We start from the raw sequence: 17,850 nt of genomic DNA, 5'->3' as shown, positions 1-17,850 counted from the left end.
ACCCGACGGGGAGACCCGGCTCACCCCGGCCCCGCCAGCGCATGGAGCGCGATGCCGCTCGTCACCGCCACGTTGAGGCTGTCGAAATCGCCCGCCATGGGGATGCGCACGGTGCGGGCGCGGGCGAGGACCTCCTCCGGCAGGCCCGGCCCCTCCGCGCCGAGCAGGAGGGCGACGCGGTCCGGACGGCGCAGGCTCGCGAGCGTGAAGGCGCCGCGCGGGGAGAGCGCGAGCGGCGTGAAGCCCGCCTCCTCCAGCGTCGCGATCAGCGCCGGCGGATCGCCGGCGCGGGCGAAGGGAACGACGAGCGCGCCGCCGGCGGAGACGCGGATCGCCTTGCGGTAGAGCGGATCGCAGGTCTCGGAATCGAGGAGCACGGCCTGCGCCCCGAAGGCGGCGGCGTTGCGGAAGATCCCGCCGACATTGTCGTGGTTCGTCAGGCCGATCAGAGCCACGACGACGGCGCGCGGCGGCAGGCCCGCGAGGAGCGCGGCCGGGTCCGGCGCCTCGCCGCGCCGGCCGATGGCCAGCACGCCGCGATGGATGGGAAAGCCGGCGATCGCGTCCATCACCGGCTGGCCGGCGACGTAGACGGGAACGTCGTCCGGCAGGACCTCGGCGAGCGCGGCGCGCTTTTCTGAGAGCAGCGCCGAGACGAGCGGGAAGCGCCCCCGCCGGGCGGCGAGGCGCAGCACGACCTCACCCTCGATCACGAACCGGCCCTCCCGGCCGACGAGGTCGCGCTCGCGCACGGCGCGGTAATCCGCGATACGCGGATCGTCGGGATCGGTGACGGGGATCGTCTCCCTCACGGGGCCTCGTGGCGAACGACGCCGTCGACGACGGTCAGCGCGCAGCGCGCGTCGCGCACGGCGTCCGGCGTCGCGAGAAAGTCCTCGGTGAACACGGCGAGGTCCGCCAGCATGCCCGGCGCGAGCCGCCCGCGCGACGCCTCCTCCTTTTCCACATAGGCGCCGAACTCGGTGAAGGCGGCGAGCGCCGTCTCGGGGGAGACCCGCTCGGCGACGTCCATGACCCGGCCCGTCCGGGTGCGCCGGGTGATCATCGCCTCGAGCGACAGGCGCGGATCGACCGAGCAGACCGGCGCGTCCGAGGAGGCGGCGGGGTGGAGGCCGGCCTCGATCCAGGTCCGCGTCGGGTAGGAGGGCAGCGCCCGTTCCTCGCCGAGCACCTGGACGTAGAGATCGCCGAAATCGTGCAGGAAGACCGGCTGCGGCACGGGCTCGATGCCGAGCCGGACCATGCGCGCCGTCTGGTCCGGGCGCACGAAGCCGCAATGCTCGATGCGGTGGCGGCGGTCCGGGTCGGGCGCGGCCGCGAGCGCCGCCTCCATCGCGTCGAGGGTCTGCTCGATGGCGGCGTCGCCGATGGCGTGGACCGCGAGCTGCCAGCCCTGGTCGTGATAGCGGCGCGTATGGGCGCGCATCTCCTCGTCCGTCAGCGAGAGCAGGCCGCTCGTTGCCGGCTCGCCGAGATAGGGCGCGCTCATCGCCGCCGTGCGGCCGCCGGCGCTGCCGTCGGTGAAGATCTTCATCTGCTTGGCCTTCAGCCAGGCGTCTCCGTCGCCCGGCCGCAGGCCCGCCTCGAAGGCGGCCTCCGCGATACCGCCGGGCCCGCCGAGCAGGCATTGCGAGACGCGCACCGGCAGCCGCTCCTCGGCGCGGGCGGCGCGATAGGCGTCGAGCTCGGCCATGCCGGCGCGCATGCCCACCGCCGCGTCCATCACGCCGACGATGCCGTAGGCGAGGCAGGCGCGCCCGGCGCGCTCGATGGCGTCGACGAGCTCGGCGTGCGTGGGCGGCGGCATCACCGCGCGCACGGGATCGCGCGCCGTCTCGGCGAGGAGGCCGGTGAGACGGCCTTGCGCGTCCTTCTCGATGAGCCCGCCCTGCGGCGCGACGCTGGTCTCGTCGATGCCGGCGAGCCGCAGCGTCAGCGAATTGCAGATCGAGACGTGGCCGCAGGCGCGCACCACGAAGACCGCGTGGTCCGGCGCGGCGCGATCGAGCTCCTCGCGATGCGGATGGCGGCCGACGTCGAGCTGCGCCTGATCGTAGCCGCGCGCGATCACCCAGGCGCCCTTCGGCAGGGCGGTGGCGCGCTCCGCGATGCGGGCGAGCAGGACGTCGAGGGTGGGGGCCGCCGCGGGCGTCAGGTCGAGCTCGACCATGGTCATGCCCAGCGGCAGGAGATGCATGTGCGCGTCGATCAGCCCCGGCGCCGCGAGCCGCCCGCCGAGGTCGATCGTGCGCGTGCCGGGCCCGGCGAGGGCGGCGATCTCGCGGGTCGTGCCGAGCGCGGCCACGCGGTTCCCGGCGATCGCGATGGCCTCGTGAACGCCCTCTTCGCGGCCGGCGAAGACGCGGCCGTTCACCAGGAGGAGGGTGGGGGCAGGCATGGCGTTCTTCCCTCGTTTCGCCCTTTGGCGGGGCCGCCCATGCCTACAAGCTGCGCGAGAGGGACGCCAGCCTGCTTTGGCGCCCCCACGCGCCATTTCGCATTCCCCGAAGCGCGCGGATCACGCCGCCGCGGTCACTCCGGCGCGGTCACTCAGCCGCCTTGGCGTCCTTCTTCTTGCCGAACATCCCGCCGAACCAGCCCTTCTTGGGGGCGTCCTCGCCGCTTTCGCCCGAGATCGGCTCGCCCTCCTCCTCCGGCGGCGGCGGGGCGACGACCTCGCCGAACTTGGTGAAGAACTCGCCGGCGAGCTTCTTGGCCGTGGCGTCGATCAGGCGCCCGCCGAGCTGGGCGATCTTGCCGCCGACCTGGGCCTTCACGTCGTAGGTGAGGATCGTCTCCTCGGCGCCGCCTTCGCCCTCCACGGCCTCGAGGCTCACCGTGGCCGAGCCCTTGGCGTGGCCGGCTGCGCCGCCGGCGCCCTCGCCGGAGATCACGTACCCGTTCGGCGGATCGAGGTCGGAGAGCGTCACCTTGCCGTTGAAGGTCGCCTTCACCGGGCCGATCTTCAGCGTCACCTTCGCCGTCATCTCGGTGTCGGAGACCTTCTCGATCTCCTGGCACCCGGGAATGCACTGCTTGAGCACCTCCGGATCGTTCAGCCCGGCCCAGACCACCTCGCGGGGCGCGGCGATCCGTTGGCTGTCGGTCATGTCCATGGCGTTTCCTTTCTCGTGTTCCTGAAGGGGGCGTTCACGCTTCGCGCTGGCCGCGGCGGCGCAGGACGGTGATCTCGGCCAGGATCGACACCGCTATTTCTTCGGGCGTAATGGCGCCGATGTCGAGCCCCGCCGGGGCGTGCAGGCGCTCCGAGGCGGACGACGCCAGGCCGGCCTCCGCGAGCTCGGCGCGCAGGGCCGCCGCCTTGAGCCGCGAGCCGACGAAGGCGACGTAGCCCGCGTCGCTCTCGAGCGCCGCGCGGAGCGCCGCCGCATCGCCCGCGCCCTGCGTCGCCACGACGACGAAACGCGTCTGAGGTGCGTGCCGAGCGACCGCGTAGCCGGCGATGCGCCGGTCCGGCGCGGCGAAGGCGTCGAGATCGCCTTGGGGCGCATGCACGACGGTCTCGTAGCCCATCCGTCGGCCGAGATCGCACAGGGCCTTGGCGACGGGCGTCGCGCCGCAGACGACGAGCTGCGCCTTCGGCAGCACCGCCTCGACGAACACGTCCATCGTGCCCTTGGACGGGCAGCGGTTCGCCGCGAAGCGGACGCCCTCGCGCTCGTCGCCGGGCTCGACGCCGAGATCCGCGAGGAGCTCCTCGGGCTGCACCGAGATCAGCCGCGCCTGCCCGTCGGCGATCACCTGGCGCGCCGCGCGCAGCACCGCGCCGCGGGCGCAGCCGCCGCCGATCCAGCCGCCGGTGACGGTGCCGTCGGCGCGGATCACCGCCTTCGCGCCCGCCTTGGCGGCGGTGTAGGAAACGGTGCGCACCACGGTGGCCACCGCGAAGGGCTCGGCCCGGGCCCGCATGGCGGCGACGATGTCGATGACGTCCCGATGCTCTTCAGTGGCGGTCATGACCATTTCCTCACAGGCGGGCGAGTTCCGGCTCGAGAGCCGCGAGGCTCGCGAGGTCGTGGGCGGGGGCGAACAGGTCGACATGCGGCAGCGCCGCGCGCATGCCGCGGGCGGCGGGCGCGTAGTCGCGCCAGCCCAGCATCGGGTTGAGCCAGATCACCCGGCGCGCGCGGCGGCGCAGGCGCGCCATCTCGCGGGCCAGGATCTCGGGCTCGCCGGTATCGTAGCCGTCGGAGACGATCATCACCGCCGTGCGGGAGGTGAGCGTGCGCGACGCGTAGGCGCGATTGAAGGTCTCGAGCGCCCCGCCGATCCGCGTGCCGCCGCCGAAGCCCTGGGCGAGCAGCGCGAACCGCTCGGCCGCGCGCACGGGGTCGCGCTCGCGCAAGGCCTGCGAGACCTGGATCAAGCGGGTGTGGAAGACGAAGGCGTCGGCGCGGGCGAAGCCGGCCAGCACGCCGTGCATGAAGCGCACGAAGGTGGCCGAATAGACGCTCATCGAGCCCGAGGCGTCGAGCAGGATCACGAGCTTCAACGGCTTGCGGCGCGGGCGCCGGCGCACGAGGTCGAGCGGTTCGCCGCCGCGCTCGACGGCGCGCGCCAGCGTCCGGCGCAGGTCGAGCCGCCGGCCGCGCCGGGCGACGCGCTCGCGCCGCGCGAGCCGCGCCCGCATCCGCCGGGCGAGCCGTTCGGCCAGCGCGTGGGCGGCCTCGATCTCGGCCGGGTCGTTCAGGTGGCGGAAGTCGGTGTGCGCGAGGCTCTCGATGCGCGAGCCGCCGGCGCGGCGGCTGCCGGCCTCGTCCTCGCTCTCGGCGGCGTGGTCCTCGTCCTCGGCGCGGGTGACGCGATCGGGCGCGCCCTCCTGCCCCGGCCTGGGGTCGGGCCCCGGCCAGGAGCGGATGTCGAGCCCGCCCTTGCGCGACGCGCCGGAGGTCGCGACCCGCATGCCGGTGCGCCGGGCGCTCCAATAGGCCTTGTAGATCTCCGGGAAGCGCTCCCAGTCGGCGGGGCGCGTGGCGAAGAGCGTGCGCAGCGCCGGCATCAGGGCGGAGGGGCGCGACAGGTCCGCCGCGGCGAGGATCGCGAGCGCGTCGCGGCTCTCGGCGAGGCCGACCGGAAAGCCGTTCATCCTGAGCGTGCGCACGAAGCCCGCCAGCCGGCCGCGGATCGCGGCGGCGACGTCGGTCTCGGGCTGCGCCGCGGCCGGGCTCACGCGCTCCCCTCCACGAGGCGCGCGACCACCTCCGGCGCGAGGCGCGCGCGGTCCTCTCGGGTCTTCAGGAGGGCGATGAGCGCGTCGCGCACGGCGTCGGGATCCTCGCGCAGGTCGGTCAGGCCCACGAGGCTCGCCGCGAAATCGAGCGATTCGGCGACGCCGGGGACCTTGGCGAGGTCCTCGCGGCGGACCTTGGCGATGAAGCGCGCGATCTGCGTCGCGAGCGCCGCGTCTATGCCCGGCAGGCGGGCGAGCAGGATGCGCGCCTCGCGGTCGGGCTCGGGATAGTCGACGTAATGGTAGAGGCAGCGCCGGCGCAGCGCGTCCGAGAGCTCGCGGGTGGCGTTGGAGGTGAGGATCACGTGGGGGACGCTCGTCGCCTGGACGGTGCCGAGCTCGGGGATCGAGACCTGGAAGTCGGAGAGGAGCTCGAGCAGGAAGGCCTCGAATTCCTCGTCCGCCCGGTCGATCTCGTCGATGAGAAGCACCGGGGGCTTCTCCTGGCGGATGGCGGCGAGCAGCGGGCGCTCCAGCAGGTAGGTCTCCGAGAAGATCTCCGCCTCGACGACCTTCGCGTCGTGCCCCTCGCGCGCCTTGATGGCGAGGAGCTGGCGCTGGTAGTTCCATTCGTAGAGGGCGGCCGCCCGGTCGAGGCCCTCCCAGCATTGCAGGCGGATCAGCCGGGTGTCGTGGATCGCGGCGAGCGCCTTGGCGATCTCGGTCTTGCCGACGCCGGCCTCGCCCTCGAGCAGCAGCGGGCGCGAGAGCCGCTGCATCAGCGCGAGCGCGACGGAAAGGTCGCGATCGGGCACGTAGCCGGTCTCGGCGAGGCGCGTTGCGATGGCGTCGCGGTCGAGGGGGGCGGTCAACGGGGTAGTCTCCTCGAGACGATGGTCGGCGGGCGCGCCCGATCGCTGTCCTTCCCTGTAGGGGAAGGTGGCTCGGCGAAGCCGAGACGGATGGGGCGCGCGGCACGCGCGTTCGGCGTAGCCGAAATCGACGGTCGAGATGGACGCCACCGGGGGCTTCCGCTTCGCGGAACGCGTCGCTCGCGCGCCGCGCCCCATCCGTCACGCCGCTTTCGCGGCGCGCCACCTTCCCCTACCGGGAAGGAAAGGCGACGCGCCGCTCGTGCATCGTGCACATCCCGTGCTTCGGCACCGGCCTCCGCTCACGCACCGAGCGCCCGTGCCGCCTTCCAGATGCGCCAATGGTCGTGGGGCATCTGGATGTGGGTCGAGCCCAGGAATGCGAACGCGTCGTTCACCGCGTTCGAGAAGCACGGCACGCCGCCGACATGGGGGCTCTCGCCGACGCCCTTGGCGCCGATCGGGTGGTGCGGCGAGGGGGTGACGGTGTGGTCCGTCTCCCAGACCGGCGTCTCCACCGCGGTGGGCAGGAAGAAGTCCATGAAGGACGCGCCCATCACGTTGCCCTGCTCGTCGTAGCGGATCTCCTGGCCCATCGCGACCGCGAAGGCCTCCGTCAGGCCGCCGTGGACCTGGCCCTCGATGATCATCGGGTTGATCCGGGTGCCGCAATCGTCGAGCGCGTAGAAGCGCCGGACCTTGTAGACCCCGGTGTCGACGTCGATGTCCATGACGCAGACATAGGCCCCGAACGGGTAGGTCATGTTCGGCGGATCGTAGTAGGACACCGCCTCGAGGCCGGGCTCCATGTTCGGCGGGGGCTGGTTGTAGGCCGCCCAGACGATCTCCTTCATCGCCTTGCGCTTCTCGGGCAGGCCCTTGACGCGGAAGCCGTCGATGTCCCACTCGACGTCGTCGTGGTGGACCTCGAGCATGTGCGCGGCGATCATCTGCGCCTTCGCCTTGATCTTGCGCGCGGCGACCGCGGTGGCGGCGCCGGCGACCGGCGTCGAGCGCGAGCCGTAGGTGCCGAGACCGTAGGGCGCGGTGTCGGTGTTGCCCTCCTCGATCATGATGTCGTCGGCGGGGATGCCGAGCTCGGTGGCGATGATCTGGGCGTAGGTCGTCTCGTGGCCCTGGCCCTGGCTCTTGGTGCCCATCCGCGCGATCACGCCGCCGGTGGGATGGATGCGGATCTCGGCGGAATCGAACATGCCGATGCCGAGGATGTCGCAGTTCCGGGTCGGGCCCGCGCCGACGATCTCGGTGAAGAACGAGAGGCCGATGCCCATGATCTCGCGGGTCTCGCCGCGCTCGAACGCCGCGCGCTTCTCGCGCTGCTCGGCCCGGAGCGCGTCGTAGCCCACCGCATCGAGCGCCTTCTTCATGGCGGTGTGGTAGTCGCCGGAATCGTATTCCCAGCCCAGCGCCGAATTGTAGGGGAATTGCTCGGCCTTGATGAAGTTCTTCATCCGCAGCTCGGCGGAATCCATGCCGAGCTTCTGCGCCAGGATCTCGATCGCGCGCTCGATGGCGTAGACCGCCTCGGTGACGCGGAAGGAGCAGCGATAGGCGACGCCGCCCGGCGCCTTGTTGGTGTAGACGCCGTCCACGGCCAGGTGGGCGACCGGGATGTCGTAGGAGCCGGTGCAGATGTTCATGAAGCCCGCCGGCCACTTGGACGGGTCGGCGCAGGCGTCGAAGGCGCCGTGGTCGGCGAGCACGTGGACGCGCATGCCGGTGATCGTGCCGTCCTTCGTCGCCGCGAGCTCGGTCGTCATGTGGTAGTCGCGGGCGAAGGAGGTGGCGGAGAGGTTCTCCATCCGGTCCTCGACCCACTTCACCGGAACGCCCAGCACGATCGAGGCCACGACCGAGCAGATGTAGCCGGGATAGGCGCCGACCTTGTTGCCGAAGCCGCCGCCGATGTCCGGGGCGATGACGTGCACCTTGTGCTCGGGGATGCCGGCGAGCATCGAGGCCACCGTGCGGATGACGTGCGGGGCCTGGAACGTGCCCCAGAGCGTCAGCTCGCCGCGGATCTTGTCCATCGAGGCCACGCACTGGCAGGTCTCGAGCGGCGAGGGATGGGTGCGATGGTAGGAGAGCATCTCCTTGATGGTGACGTCGGCCTTCTCGAAGGCGGCGTCGGTGCCGGTCTTGTCGCCGATCGTCCACTCGAAGATGTGGTTGTGGTGCTTGCGGGGCCCGTGGGCGCCCTCCGTCTTGTCCTTGATGTCCTCGCGCAGCAGCGGCGCGTCCTCGGCCATCGCCTGGAACGGGTCGACGAGGGGCGGCAGCTCCTCGTACTCGACCTCGACCAGCTCCATCGCGTCGGCGGCGATGTAGCGGTCCTCGGCGACGACGAAGGCGACTTCCTGGCCCTGGAACAGCACCTTCTCGTCGGCGAGCACGGCCTGCACGTCGCCGGCCAGCGTCGGCATGTAGTGCAGGTTGAGCGGCTTGAGGTCGGCGGCCGTCAGCACGGCCTTGACGCCGGGCAGAGCCAGCGCCGCGGAGGCGTCGATCTTCTTGATGCGGGCGTGGGCGTAGGTCGAGCGCACGAAGTCGCCGAAGAGCATGCCCGGCAGCTTCAGGTCGTCCACGTACTGGCCGCGCCCTTGCGTGAAGCGCACGTCCTCGACGCGCTTCCTCTTGCAGCCCATGCCCTGGAGCTTGGCTTCGCGCTCCTCGCGGGTGGGAGGGGTCATGTCGTTCATTCGGCGGCCTCCTGGAAGGGCTCGCCCGCGAGCTTCGCGGCGGCGTACTGAATGGCCTTGACGATGTTCTGGTAGCCCGTGCAGCGGCAGAGATTGCCGGCGATGCCGGCGCGGATCTCCGCCTCGGTCGGCCGCGGGTTCTCCTGCAGCAGGCGATGGGCGCGCACGATCATGCCGGGGGTGCAGTAGCCGCACTGGAGCCCGTGCATCTCGCGAAAGCCCTCCTGGAGGGCGTGCAGCGTGCCGTCGGGGGCGGCGACGCCCTCGATCGTCAGGATGTCGGCGCCGTTCGCCTGGGCGGCGAACATGGTGCAGGACTTCACCGACATGCCGTCGATGTCGACCGTGCAGGCGCCGCAATGGCCGGTCTCGCAGCCGATATGCGCGCCGGTGAGGCCGAGATCCTCGCGCAGGAAGTGGACGAGCAGCGTGCGCGGCTCGACCAGCGCCTCGTGCGCCTTGCCGTTCACGGTGAGCTTGACGTGGACCTTGGACATGGTCTCTCCCCTCAGCCCTGGGCGCGCGACGCCGCGCGGGCGAGCGCCCGGCGCAGCATCACGCCGGCCATGGCGGTGCGGTATTCCGCGGGCCCGCGCCCGTCGGAGGCGGGGTTGGTGACGGCTTCCGCCGCGGCGATCGCGCGGTCGACGACCTCCGGCTCGAGCTTCGAGCCCGCGAGGATCGCCATGGCGTCCTCGGCGAGGAGCGGCGTCTCGGAGACGTTGGTGAGGCCGATGGCGATGGTCTCGACCGCGCCGGCCTTCATCGTCAGCTGCACGGCGGCCGCCGCGGTGGCGTAGTCGCCGACCTTGCGCTTGAGCTTCTCGTAGGCGAAGCCCGCGCCCGCCGGCGGCGTCGGGATGCGCACGGCGACGAGGATCTCGCCGTCCTCGGCGGCGGTGAAATAGGCGCCCTGGTAGAACTCCCGCGCCTTCACCGACCGCTCGCCGTTCGGGCCGGCGAGGGTGTAGGTGGCGTCGAGCGTCATCATCACGGCGGGCATGTCGTTGCCGGGATCGCCGTTGGCGACGTTGCCGCCGAGCGTGCCGCGATAGCGGATCTGCGGATCGGCGATCACCGCCGACGTCTCCGGGATCAGCGGCAGCTTCTCGGCCAGGATCGGGTCCTGGAGGAGCTGATGCTGCGTCGTCATCGCGCCGACGACGATCTCCGAGCCCTCCTCGCGCACGCCCTTCAGCGCGGGGATGCGGGAGAGGTCGACGAGCGCTTCCGGAGCGGCGAGGCGCAGCTTCATCATCGGGATGAGGCTGTGGCCGCCGGCCAGCGCCCGGGCCTCGTCGCCGAGCTCGGCCAGGAGCGCCACGGCCTCCTGCACGCTGCTCGGGCTGTGATAGGCGAAATTGGCGGGTATCACGCCGGATCCTCCTCCTCGAGTGTTCCAACCCTTGCTTGCGGGGCGAGCCCGCCTTTTTCGAAAGGGTCCAGACAGGAGGGGGGTGCGGCAATCGCTCCTGCACGAGGAACCGCCCTCATCGCACGAAACGCAGTCGACGCCGCACGAAATGCGTCAGCGCGTCTGACCTATTCGGCCGCATCCAGCGGTCGCACGCGCGCCGACTGCTCGGCCTCGAAGCGCCGCTTCAGGGCCGCGAGGCGACCGCGGGCGACGGGCACCGTCCCGCAGCCGGCGAGATCCACCGCGCCGTTGTCGCCCGCCCGGCGCACCGCCGTGACGTGGTCGAGATTGACGATGTGGCTGCGGTGGACGCGCAGGAAGCGCGCCGGGTCGAGGGCGGCCTCGGCCTCGCCGATCGACAGCCCGCAGAAATATTCCTGCGTCTCGTCGCGGACATAGGTGTAGTGCGCGTTCGCCCGCACGCAGCGAATCGCCTCGACCGGCAGCTTCAGCGGCGCCCCGGCGCGCTCGACGGTGAGCGCGGCGAACGGCTTGCGCGACCGCGCGCCCGCCCCGCCGAGCGGGGCCGGCCGCGCGACGGCGTCCACGGCGTAGGCGGCGTCGCGCTCCGTCGGGGGCTCGTCGACCGCGCCCGCGCCCGCCTGGTCGGCGGCGGCCGCGGCGCCGGCTTCGCGCCGCTCGGGCGTCAGCATCGCGAGGAAGACGCCGGAGACCGCGAACGCGACGATCGCCACCGTCAGCGCGAGCCCGTCCGGGGAGAGCGTCGAATGGAACTGCGAACCCGTCCCCGGCGCCGCGTGCAGCGCCATGCCGGCCATCGCCGTGTAGTGCATGCCCGAGATGGCCAGCCCCATCGCGATCGCGGAGGCCCACAGCACTTGTCGATGCGCCTCGAAGCACAGCCACAGGGCGGCGGCGGACGCGCCCACCGCGAGGGCGACGGACAGGGCGACGACGGCCGGCGCGTGATGCATCGTCATCGAGCCCGCGAGCGCGCCCATGCCGATGTAATGCATGGACGCGATGCCCGCGCCCATGCCGGCCCCGCCGGCTCCGAGACGCAGCCAGAGCGGCTGGTCGGTGGCCGCGAACAGCATGGCCGCCCCCACGACCATGACGCAGACGAGGAAGGAGAACACGGTCGGGACGACGAGATAGTCCACCGCCATCGGCAGGCGCGCCGCCAGCATGCCGATGAAGTGCATCGACCAGATGCCGACCGCCAACGACACCGCCGCGCCGAGCACCAGCGCCCGACGCCGCAGTCCCCCGGCGTCCCCGACCCGGCCGGCGAGCGAGAGCCCCACGTAAGCGCCCTGCATCGCCACGACGATCGAGAGCGCGACGAGCCAGGGATCGTGCGTCAGAGCGATGGGGTCGAGCCCGTCGATCATCCGTCCCCTCCTCGCCGAGCGGCGCGTCACGCTGGGTCTCTTCGCGGTCGAAGGCGGGCACAGTGCCGCGAAATCGGGCGGTGGGCAATGCCGGGGTGGCGCATGACGCCGAGGGATTGCGCCGGGATTGACTCGCGGGGTCGTCGACCTACGCTGTCGTGCAGCCCCGCGTGGACGCGGCCTCGAAGGAGAAGCGTGATGGTTCGGCCCTCTCTCGCGAGCGCTGCCGCGTTTCTCGTCGCCTGCCTGCTCGCCGCGCCGCTGATCGTGTCGCCGGCGAGCCGCGCGGCGGCGCAATCGACCTTGAACGATCTCCACAAGGCCGAAGCCGTGGTGGAGGCCGTCTGGCGGGACTTGCCGCTCGGCTTTCGGCGCGCGCTCTTCATCGAGCCCGATACGGCGAACGGGTACGGCGTCTTCGTCGCGCGCGAGAGCAACGTCTTCGCATCCGGCGAGGCGCTCGTCGTCTACGCCGAGCCGGTGGGCTACGGCTACCGGCCCATCGAGGGCGGGCGCTACACGTTCGGCTTCGACGTCGACTTCCTCGTGAAGCGGCCGGACGGCACGATCCTCGCGGGGCAGGAGAATTTCGAGCGCCTGTCCCTCACCAGCCGCGAGCGGGTTCGCGAGTTCCAGATCACGCTCAAGCTCACGGTCCGCGGCCTCGCCCCGGGCTCCTACGAGGTGGTGTTCCGCACCCGCGACATCGCCTCCGACAAGGAGGCGACGATGACGCTGCCCTTCGAGATGGTGGAGTGAGCGGATCGGTCGACGGGCGGAGCCCGGGCAAGTCTAGCGCCGGTCGTAATCTCCATTTGGCGAGTGTATTATTGAAGAGCGAAAGTCCTGACGCCCGTTAACGGTCGTCGTCCGGGTCGCTCGCCGGCACGAGGACGGGCCTTAACCCGCGATAAACACCGTTGCACTTACGGTCCGGCAGTAACGCCGTCGACCGTCCCGCTCGCGGGCGCCCGATCGAGTGGAGCGCCATGCTGTCCATCCGTCGCACCAGCCTTCTGTTCACCGCGGCCGTCGCCCTCGCCGTCGTCGTCGCAGCCGGCATCACCATCGTCGGCGAGCTGCAGCGGCTGCGCACCAGCGTGCAGACCGGAAACGCGGTCTCGGCGCTGTCCTACCTGAACAAGGCGACGATCGAGATCTCGCTCGAGCGCTCCCTGTCCCAGGTCGGGCTCGCGCTCCCCACGCCGTTCCCGGAACGGTTCCAGGCCATGCTGGACGCGCAGCGCGAGAAGTCGAACGCGCTCTTCGCCCGGCTCGACGCCCATCTCGCGTCCGTCGACCTGCCCGGCGAGCCGGGGCTCGTCCAGGGGCTCGCCCGGCAGCGGCGGGCGCTCGAGGAGATCCGCGCGGCCATCGACCCGGACCTGCGCCTCCCGCGGGAGGCGCGCACGATCACGGATTCCGCCGTGATCGACCGGCTGAAGGCGACCATCGCCGCGATCAACGGGCTCGGCGACCTCGTGCGCCCGCCGGCGAACGAGACGCCGGCCGCCATCGCCGCGCACGATCTCCTGATGCAGCGCGCCTGGATCATCCGCGAATACGGCGGGCGGGAGCGCACCTATTTCGCCATCGCGACCGCGCTCGGCGCCCCCCTCGACCCGGCGAACATTCCGGAGATGTACGAGTCGCACGGGCGCGTGCTGCAATCGTGGGGCCTGACGCAGTCGCTCGCCGGCCGCGCGGAGCTCGATCCCGCGGTGGCGGACGCCCTCGCGACCATGCGCCGGACCTATTTCGTCGACTACCTGGAGCTGCGCCGTGCGCTCTACGCCGCCGGCGAGACGGCCGCCTATCCCGTGGACTTCGAGACCTACTTCGCCCGCTCGTCGGAGGCGCTCGGGGCGGCCGTGGGCGTCGTCACCGCGGCGGGCCTGGCGAACATCGAGCTCGCGGCGACGCTCCGGCGCGAGGCGACTGCGAAGCTCGTGGTCATCCTCGTTCTGTCCCTGGGGGCGCTGGTCGGGACCGGGCTCGCGGTGCGCTATTTCCAGGTTCGGGTCGCGGGACGCATCGTGCGCGCGACCCAGGCGATGAAGGCGCTCGCCGGCGGCGCCACGGAGGTCGATCTCGCTCCGCTCGCCGGGCGCGACGAGGTCGGCGAGATGGGCCGGGCGCTGGCCGTCTTCCGCGACAACGCGCTGGCGCGGATGCGCCTCGAGTCGCAGGCGCAGATCGACCGGGAGAAGGAGCTCCTGCGCCAGGACCGGATCGAGGGCCTCGTCCAGCGTTTTCGCGACACCGCCGCGCGGGTCGAGAGCGCGCTCGCCGCCGAGACCGGCGCCATGAGCGAGACCTCGGTGCGCTTGACCAGCGTCAGCGCCGGGGCGGCCGAGCAAGCGCGCGCCGCGGGCTCCGCCTCGGCCGAGGCGGACGGGCACGTCCAGTCCGTCGGCGCCGCGGCGGACGCCCTCGCCGGCTCGATCCGCCAGATCGCCGATCAGGCGCAGGCGACGAGCGACCGCGTCGCGCACGCCCAGTCCATCGCCGAGAGCGCCACGGCGACGGTCGGCGATCTCGCCCGCGGGGCGGAGGCGATCGGCGAGGTCGTCGCGCTGATCCGCCAGGTGGCCGAGCAGACCAACCTCCTCGCGCTCAACGCCACGATCGAGGCCGCGCGCGCCGGGGAGGCGGGCAAGGGCTTCGCCGTCGTGGCCGCGGAGGTGAAGACCCTCGCCGGCCAGACCGCGAAGGCCACCGAGGAGATCGCCGCCCAGATCGCCGGCATCCAGGGCTCCACCGGCGAGGTCGTCGGCTCGATCGACACCATCGCGGCGACGATCGGCGAAATCGCCGGCCTCGCCCACGCGCTGGCGAGCGCGGTGGAGACGCAGGACGAGTCGACCCGCGGAATCGCCGCCTCGATCGGCCGAGCCGCCGCCGGCTCGGCGACCGTGGCCCGCAGCCTCGACGGCGTCACCCACGCCATCGACGAGGCCGAGAGCGAAGCGGATCGGGTCCGCGACGTGTCCGAGCGCGTCTCCGCCGTCGCGGAGGAGATGTCCAAGGCGGTGGAGGAATTCGTCACCGGCGTCGCGGAGGACGTCTCCGATCGCCGGGCCGAGACGCGCATCCCGGCGGACGACCCGATATCGTTCGTCGTCGAAGGGGAGCCGCGGGCGGCGGTGCTGATCGACGTCTGCCGCTCCGGGCTGAAGATCGGGTTCCCCGAGGTCGGCGTGCGCGCGCGCGTCGTCCAGAGGGGCGAGCGGGTCGAGGTCGTCTGGGAGGACGGGACCCGGATCGACGCGACGGTCGTCTGGGCCTCGCGCGCCCAGGCCGGCCTCAAGGCCGAGGGCGACATGTCCCGCATCGTCGCGCGCTATCAGCGGGCCCAAGCGGCGGCTGAAGCCGCGGCCCGCGCGGCGGCGCAGGCGGCGGCCTGAGCCGGCGCCGCGACCCGCGCGGCCTCAGGTCGGGCCGGGCGGGCGGGCGGCTCGGCCCTCCGAGATGCGGTGAGCGGCACACGTATTCCGCGGCTTGCATGCGTCAAATCGGCGCGGTACGCTTCCCGGAGCCTCGTCACAAGAGGCGGGAGGAAGCAGCCATGACCACGATCAGAGCCATCGCCGCCGCCATCGTCGCGGCGTTCCTCGTGCTGGCCGGCCCGGGCCTGGCGCAGGACGCGCGCTATGGCGAGCAGAAGGTCGTCTACCACATCAACTTCGACGGCGGCGAAGCCGCGCGCCCGTACATGACCGCGCTCGGGAACGTGCGAAACCACATCAACGCCGTGGGCCGCGAGAACATCACCGCGCGGGTCGTCCTGCACGGCGACGGCGTCCATCTCCTGCGCGACGCCAGGGACAATCCCGACCTGCAGCAGCGGGTGCTGGACATGCGGGCGCAGGGGGTGAAGTTCCTGGTCTGCCGCAACACGCTCACCGGCCGCGACATCGACTACGAATGGGACCTGTTCGAGGTCTTCGAGGAGGACATCGTCCCCTCGGGCGTGGCCGAGCTCTCGCATCTCCAGCAGCAGGGCTACACCTACGTCCGGCCCTGACGGCCGAACCCCCGCCCCGCGTCATCCTTTTCGCGGGGTGGCGCGGCGGCGGCGCGCGCGTAGGATCGGCCCGGTTCGCATCTGGAGAAGAGGCCGTCCATGAAGCCCATCCGCCCCCGCCGCAGCGCCCTCTACATGCCGGGCTCGAACGCCCGCGCCCTGGAAAAGGCGAAGAGCCTCGACGCCGACGTGCTGCTGCTCGATCTCGAGGACGCCGTCGCGCCCGACGTGAAGGAGGAGGCCCGCGGCCGGATCTACGAGGCGGTTCATGCCGGCGGCTTCGGCCATCGCGAGGTCGTGGTGCGGGTCAACGCCCTCGACACGCCCTGGGGCGAGGAGGACCTGAAGGCCGCGGCCGCCTGCCGGCCGGCGGCGGTGCTGGTGCCGAAGCCCTCGGCGCCGGAGGACCTCGGCCGCATCGGCGCGCGGCTCGACGCGCTGGGGGCGCCGCATTCGGTCAAGGTTTGGGCGATGGTGGAGACGCCCGCCGCCATCCTTTCCGTCGCGTCGATCGCGGCGGCGGCGCGCGATCCGCTGACCCGGCTCGCCTGCTTCGTGATGGGCACGAACGACCTCGCCAAGGAGACCCGCGCCCGGCTCACCCCCGGGCGTCCGGCGATGATCCCCTGGCTGATGCAGGCGCTCGCCGCCGCGCGGGCGGAGGGGCTCGACATCCTCGACGGCGTCTACAACGGCCTCGACGATGCGGAGGGCTTCGAGGCCGAATGCGCGCAGGGGCGCGACATGGGTTTCGACGGCAAGACGCTGATCCACCCGAAGCAGCTCGAGACGGCGAACCGCCTGTTCGCCCCCGATCCCGAGGAGGTGGAGCGGGCGCGGGCGATCATCGCCGCCTTCGAGAAGCCGGAGAACGCGGCGAAGGGCGCCATTTCGCTCGACGGCCGCATGGTCGAGCGCCTCCACGCCGAGATGGCGAAGCGCACCGTGGCCCTGGCGGAGGCGATCGGGAAGCGGGGGTGAAAAAAGGCGGCGGCCCTTTCGGACCGCCGCCTTCGAACCTCGCCCTGCGCGGCGCCTCAGAAGGCGCGCGCGAGGCTGTCGGCCATGTCGGTGGCTTCCCACGAGAACCCGCCGTCGGCCTCGGCCGCGCGACCGAAATGGCCGTAGGCGGCGGTGCGGGCGTAGATCGCGCGATTCAGCCCGAGCTTGGTGCGGATGCCGCGGGGCGAGAGGTCCATGGCGTCCATCAGCACGGCCTCGAGCTTCGCCTCGTCGACCCGGCCGGTGCCGTGGGTGTCGACGTAGATCGACAGCGGCTTCGCTACGCCGATGGCGTAGGAGAGCTGGATCGTGCAGCGCGAGGCGAGGCCGGCGGCGACCACGTTCTTGGCGAGGTAGCGCGCGGCGTAGGCGGCCGAGCGGTCGACCTTGGTCGGATCCTTGCCGGAGAAGGCGCCGCCGCCGTGCGGGGCCGCGCCGCCATAGGTGTCGACGATGATCTTGCGGCCGGTGAGGCCGGCGTCGCCGTCCGGGCCGCCGATCAGGAACTTGCCGGTCGGGTTGACGTGCCAGACGCAGGTCGGCTCGATCCAGTTCTCCGGCAGGGACTGGCGGACGTAGGGCTCGACGATCGCCTGAACGTCGTGGGAGGACAGGTGCTCGTCGAGATGCTGGGTCGAGACCACGATCTGGGTCACGCCCATCGGCTTGCCGTTCTCGTAGCGCACCGTCACCTGGCTCTTGGCGTCGGGGCCGAGCAGCTTCGACTCGCCGGACTTGCGGGCGTCGGCGAGCGTCTTGAGGATCTTGTGCGCGAAGAAGATCGGCGCCGGCATCAGCTCCGGCGTCTCGTCGCAGGCGTAGCCGAACATGATGCCCTGGTCGCCCGCGCCCTCGGCGTCCACGCCCTGGGCGATGTCGGCGGACTGCTGATGCAGCAGGACGTCGACGGCGCAGGTGTCCCAGTGGAAGCCTTCCTGCTCGTAGCCGATGTCCTTGATCGCGAGGCGCGCGAGGTGCGCGACGTATTCCTTCGTGATCGTGGCCGGTCCGCGGACCTCGCCGGCGATCACGACCTTGTTCGTCGTCGCCAGGGTCTCGCAGGCCACGCGCGCCTCGGGCATCTCGCCCAGGAAGGCGTCGACGACCTCGTCCGAGATGCGGTCGCAGACCTTGTCGGGATGGCCTTCGGACACCGATTCGCTGGTGAAGAGATAGCTGGAGCGCGCCACGATGCGAAATCCTTTCATCCAGGGAGACGGGGCGCAGCTGCCCCGTCCGATAAAA

The 17,850-nt window shown here is 71.9% G+C and carries 15 protein-coding genes; 4 read left to right on the top strand and 11 right to left on the bottom strand.

All coding sequences use genetic code 11. The annotated features are described in order from the left end of the window. Positions 1–20: 20 nt before the first annotated feature. The 10 genes from ABL310_RS23845 to ABL310_RS23800 form a co-directional block, all read right to left on the bottom strand. Positions 21–812: an RNA methyltransferase gene (locus tag ABL310_RS23845; RefSeq protein ID WP_349369481.1), complete on the bottom strand. Its 792-nt coding sequence runs from the start codon at positions 810–812 to the stop codon at positions 21–23. Continuing rightward, entirely contained in the window at positions 809–2,419 is a 1,611-nt protein-coding gene (locus ABL310_RS23840) for an amidohydrolase (RefSeq protein ID WP_349369480.1), read from the bottom strand. Before ABL310_RS23840 ends, ABL310_RS23845 begins: the two co-directional genes overlap by 4 nt. A 148-nt stretch (positions 2,420–2,567) precedes the next feature. Then, positions 2,568–3,137, bottom strand: coding sequence for a carbon monoxide dehydrogenase subunit G (locus tag ABL310_RS23835; RefSeq protein ID WP_349369479.1), 570 nt, complete (start codon positions 3,135–3,137; stop codon positions 2,568–2,570). 34 nt (positions 3,138–3,171) lie between these two features. Next, positions 3,172–3,999 (bottom strand): XdhC family protein, encoded by an 828-nt coding sequence (locus tag ABL310_RS23830; RefSeq protein ID WP_349369478.1) that lies wholly within the window; start codon positions 3,997–3,999, stop codon positions 3,172–3,174. Between the two features lie 10 nt (positions 4,000–4,009). Next, positions 4,010–5,212: a VWA domain-containing protein gene (locus ABL310_RS23825; protein ID WP_374730350.1), complete on the bottom strand. Its 1,203-nt coding sequence runs from the start codon at positions 5,210–5,212 to the stop codon at positions 4,010–4,012. Beyond that, the gene (locus tag ABL310_RS23820) at positions 5,209–6,084 is read right to left on the bottom strand and encodes a MoxR family ATPase (RefSeq protein WP_349369477.1); all 876 of its coding nucleotides are present in this window, start codon (positions 6,082–6,084) and stop codon (positions 5,209–5,211) included. Before ABL310_RS23820 ends, ABL310_RS23825 begins: the two co-directional genes overlap by 4 nt. Positions 6,085–6,386: 302 nt before the next feature. Beyond that, on the bottom strand, positions 6,387–8,804 hold the full coding sequence (locus tag ABL310_RS23815) for an aerobic carbon-monoxide dehydrogenase large subunit (RefSeq protein WP_349369476.1): 2,418 nt from the start codon (positions 8,802–8,804) through the stop codon (positions 6,387–6,389). Further along, positions 8,801–9,301 (bottom strand): (2Fe-2S)-binding protein, encoded by a 501-nt coding sequence (locus ABL310_RS23810; protein WP_349369475.1) that lies wholly within the window; start codon positions 9,299–9,301, stop codon positions 8,801–8,803. Before ABL310_RS23810 ends, ABL310_RS23815 begins: the two co-directional genes overlap by 4 nt. An 11-nt stretch (positions 9,302–9,312) precedes the next feature. Continuing rightward, positions 9,313–10,179 (bottom strand): xanthine dehydrogenase family protein subunit M, encoded by an 867-nt coding sequence (locus tag ABL310_RS23805; protein WP_349369474.1) that lies wholly within the window; start codon positions 10,177–10,179, stop codon positions 9,313–9,315. 167 nt (positions 10,180–10,346) lie between these two features. Next, the gene (locus ABL310_RS23800) at positions 10,347–11,576 is read right to left on the bottom strand and encodes an MHYT domain-containing protein (protein ID WP_349369473.1); all 1,230 of its coding nucleotides are present in this window, start codon (positions 11,574–11,576) and stop codon (positions 10,347–10,349) included. 198 nt (positions 11,577–11,774) lie between these two features. On the opposite strand from ABL310_RS23800, the gene ABL310_RS23795 reads away from it, so the two are divergent. The 4 genes from ABL310_RS23795 to ABL310_RS23780 all read left to right on the top strand — a co-directional run bounded on the left by ABL310_RS23795 (position 11,775) and on the right by ABL310_RS23780 (position 16,584). Then, on the top strand, positions 11,775–12,335 hold the full coding sequence (locus ABL310_RS23795) for a hypothetical protein (protein ID WP_349369472.1): 561 nt from the start codon (positions 11,775–11,777) through the stop codon (positions 12,333–12,335). A gap of 230 nt (positions 12,336–12,565) precedes the next feature. Next, positions 12,566–14,983 carry a methyl-accepting chemotaxis protein gene (locus ABL310_RS23790; protein WP_349369471.1) on the top strand — a complete coding sequence of 806 codons (2,418 nt, stop codon included), beginning with the start codon at positions 12,566–12,568 and terminating at the stop codon, positions 14,981–14,983. Between the two features lie 161 nt (positions 14,984–15,144). Then, positions 15,145–15,603, top strand: a complete 459-nt coding sequence (locus ABL310_RS23785) for a DsrE family protein (protein WP_349369470.1) — start codon at positions 15,145–15,147, stop codon at positions 15,601–15,603. A gap of 99 nt (positions 15,604–15,702) precedes the next feature. Beyond that, entirely contained in the window at positions 15,703–16,584 is an 882-nt protein-coding gene (locus ABL310_RS23780; RefSeq protein ID WP_349369469.1) for a CoA ester lyase, read from the top strand. A gap of 56 nt (positions 16,585–16,640) precedes the next feature. Here the strand turns inward: ABL310_RS23780 and metK are convergent, their stop codons facing one another. Next, positions 16,641–17,795: a methionine adenosyltransferase gene (gene metK / locus ABL310_RS23775; protein WP_349369468.1), complete on the bottom strand. Its 1,155-nt coding sequence runs from the start codon at positions 17,793–17,795 to the stop codon at positions 16,641–16,643. Between the last annotated feature and the right edge of the window lie 55 nt (positions 17,796–17,850).

Source organism: Salinarimonas sp. (genome assembly GCF_040111675.1).
Taxonomy (GTDB): domain Bacteria; phylum Pseudomonadota; class Alphaproteobacteria; order Rhizobiales; family Beijerinckiaceae; genus Salinarimonas.
This window is presented reverse-complemented; position numbering and strand designations above follow the sequence as displayed.

Excerpts from the sequence above, each read along its gene's own strand:
- ABL310_RS23840 (WP_349369480.1), bottom strand. The coding sequence starts at position 2,419 with ATGCCTGCCCCCACCCTCCTCCTGGTGAACGGCCGCGTCTTCGCCGGC.
- ABL310_RS23835 (WP_349369479.1), bottom strand. The coding sequence starts at position 3,137 with ATGGACATGACCGACAGCCAACGGATCGCCGCGCCCCGCGAGGTGGTC.
- ABL310_RS23830 (WP_349369478.1), bottom strand. The coding sequence starts at position 3,999 with ATGACCGCCACTGAAGAGCATCGGGACGTCATCGACATCGTCGCCGCC.
- ABL310_RS23815 (WP_349369476.1), bottom strand. The coding sequence starts at position 8,804 with ATGAACGACATGACCCCTCCCACCCGCGAGGAGCGCGAAGCCAAGCTC.
- ABL310_RS23810 (WP_349369475.1), bottom strand. The coding sequence starts at position 9,301 with ATGTCCAAGGTCCACGTCAAGCTCACCGTGAACGGCAAGGCGCACGAG.
- ABL310_RS23800 (WP_349369473.1), bottom strand. The coding sequence starts at position 11,576 with ATGATCGACGGGCTCGACCCCATCGCTCTGACGCACGATCCCTGGCTC.
- ABL310_RS23795 (WP_349369472.1), top strand. The coding sequence starts at position 11,775 with ATGGTTCGGCCCTCTCTCGCGAGCGCTGCCGCGTTTCTCGTCGCCTGC.
- ABL310_RS23790 (WP_349369471.1), top strand. The coding sequence starts at position 12,566 with ATGCTGTCCATCCGTCGCACCAGCCTTCTGTTCACCGCGGCCGTCGCC.
- ABL310_RS23785 (WP_349369470.1), top strand. The coding sequence starts at position 15,145 with ATGACCACGATCAGAGCCATCGCCGCCGCCATCGTCGCGGCGTTCCTC.
- ABL310_RS23780 (WP_349369469.1), top strand. The coding sequence starts at position 15,703 with ATGAAGCCCATCCGCCCCCGCCGCAGCGCCCTCTACATGCCGGGCTCG.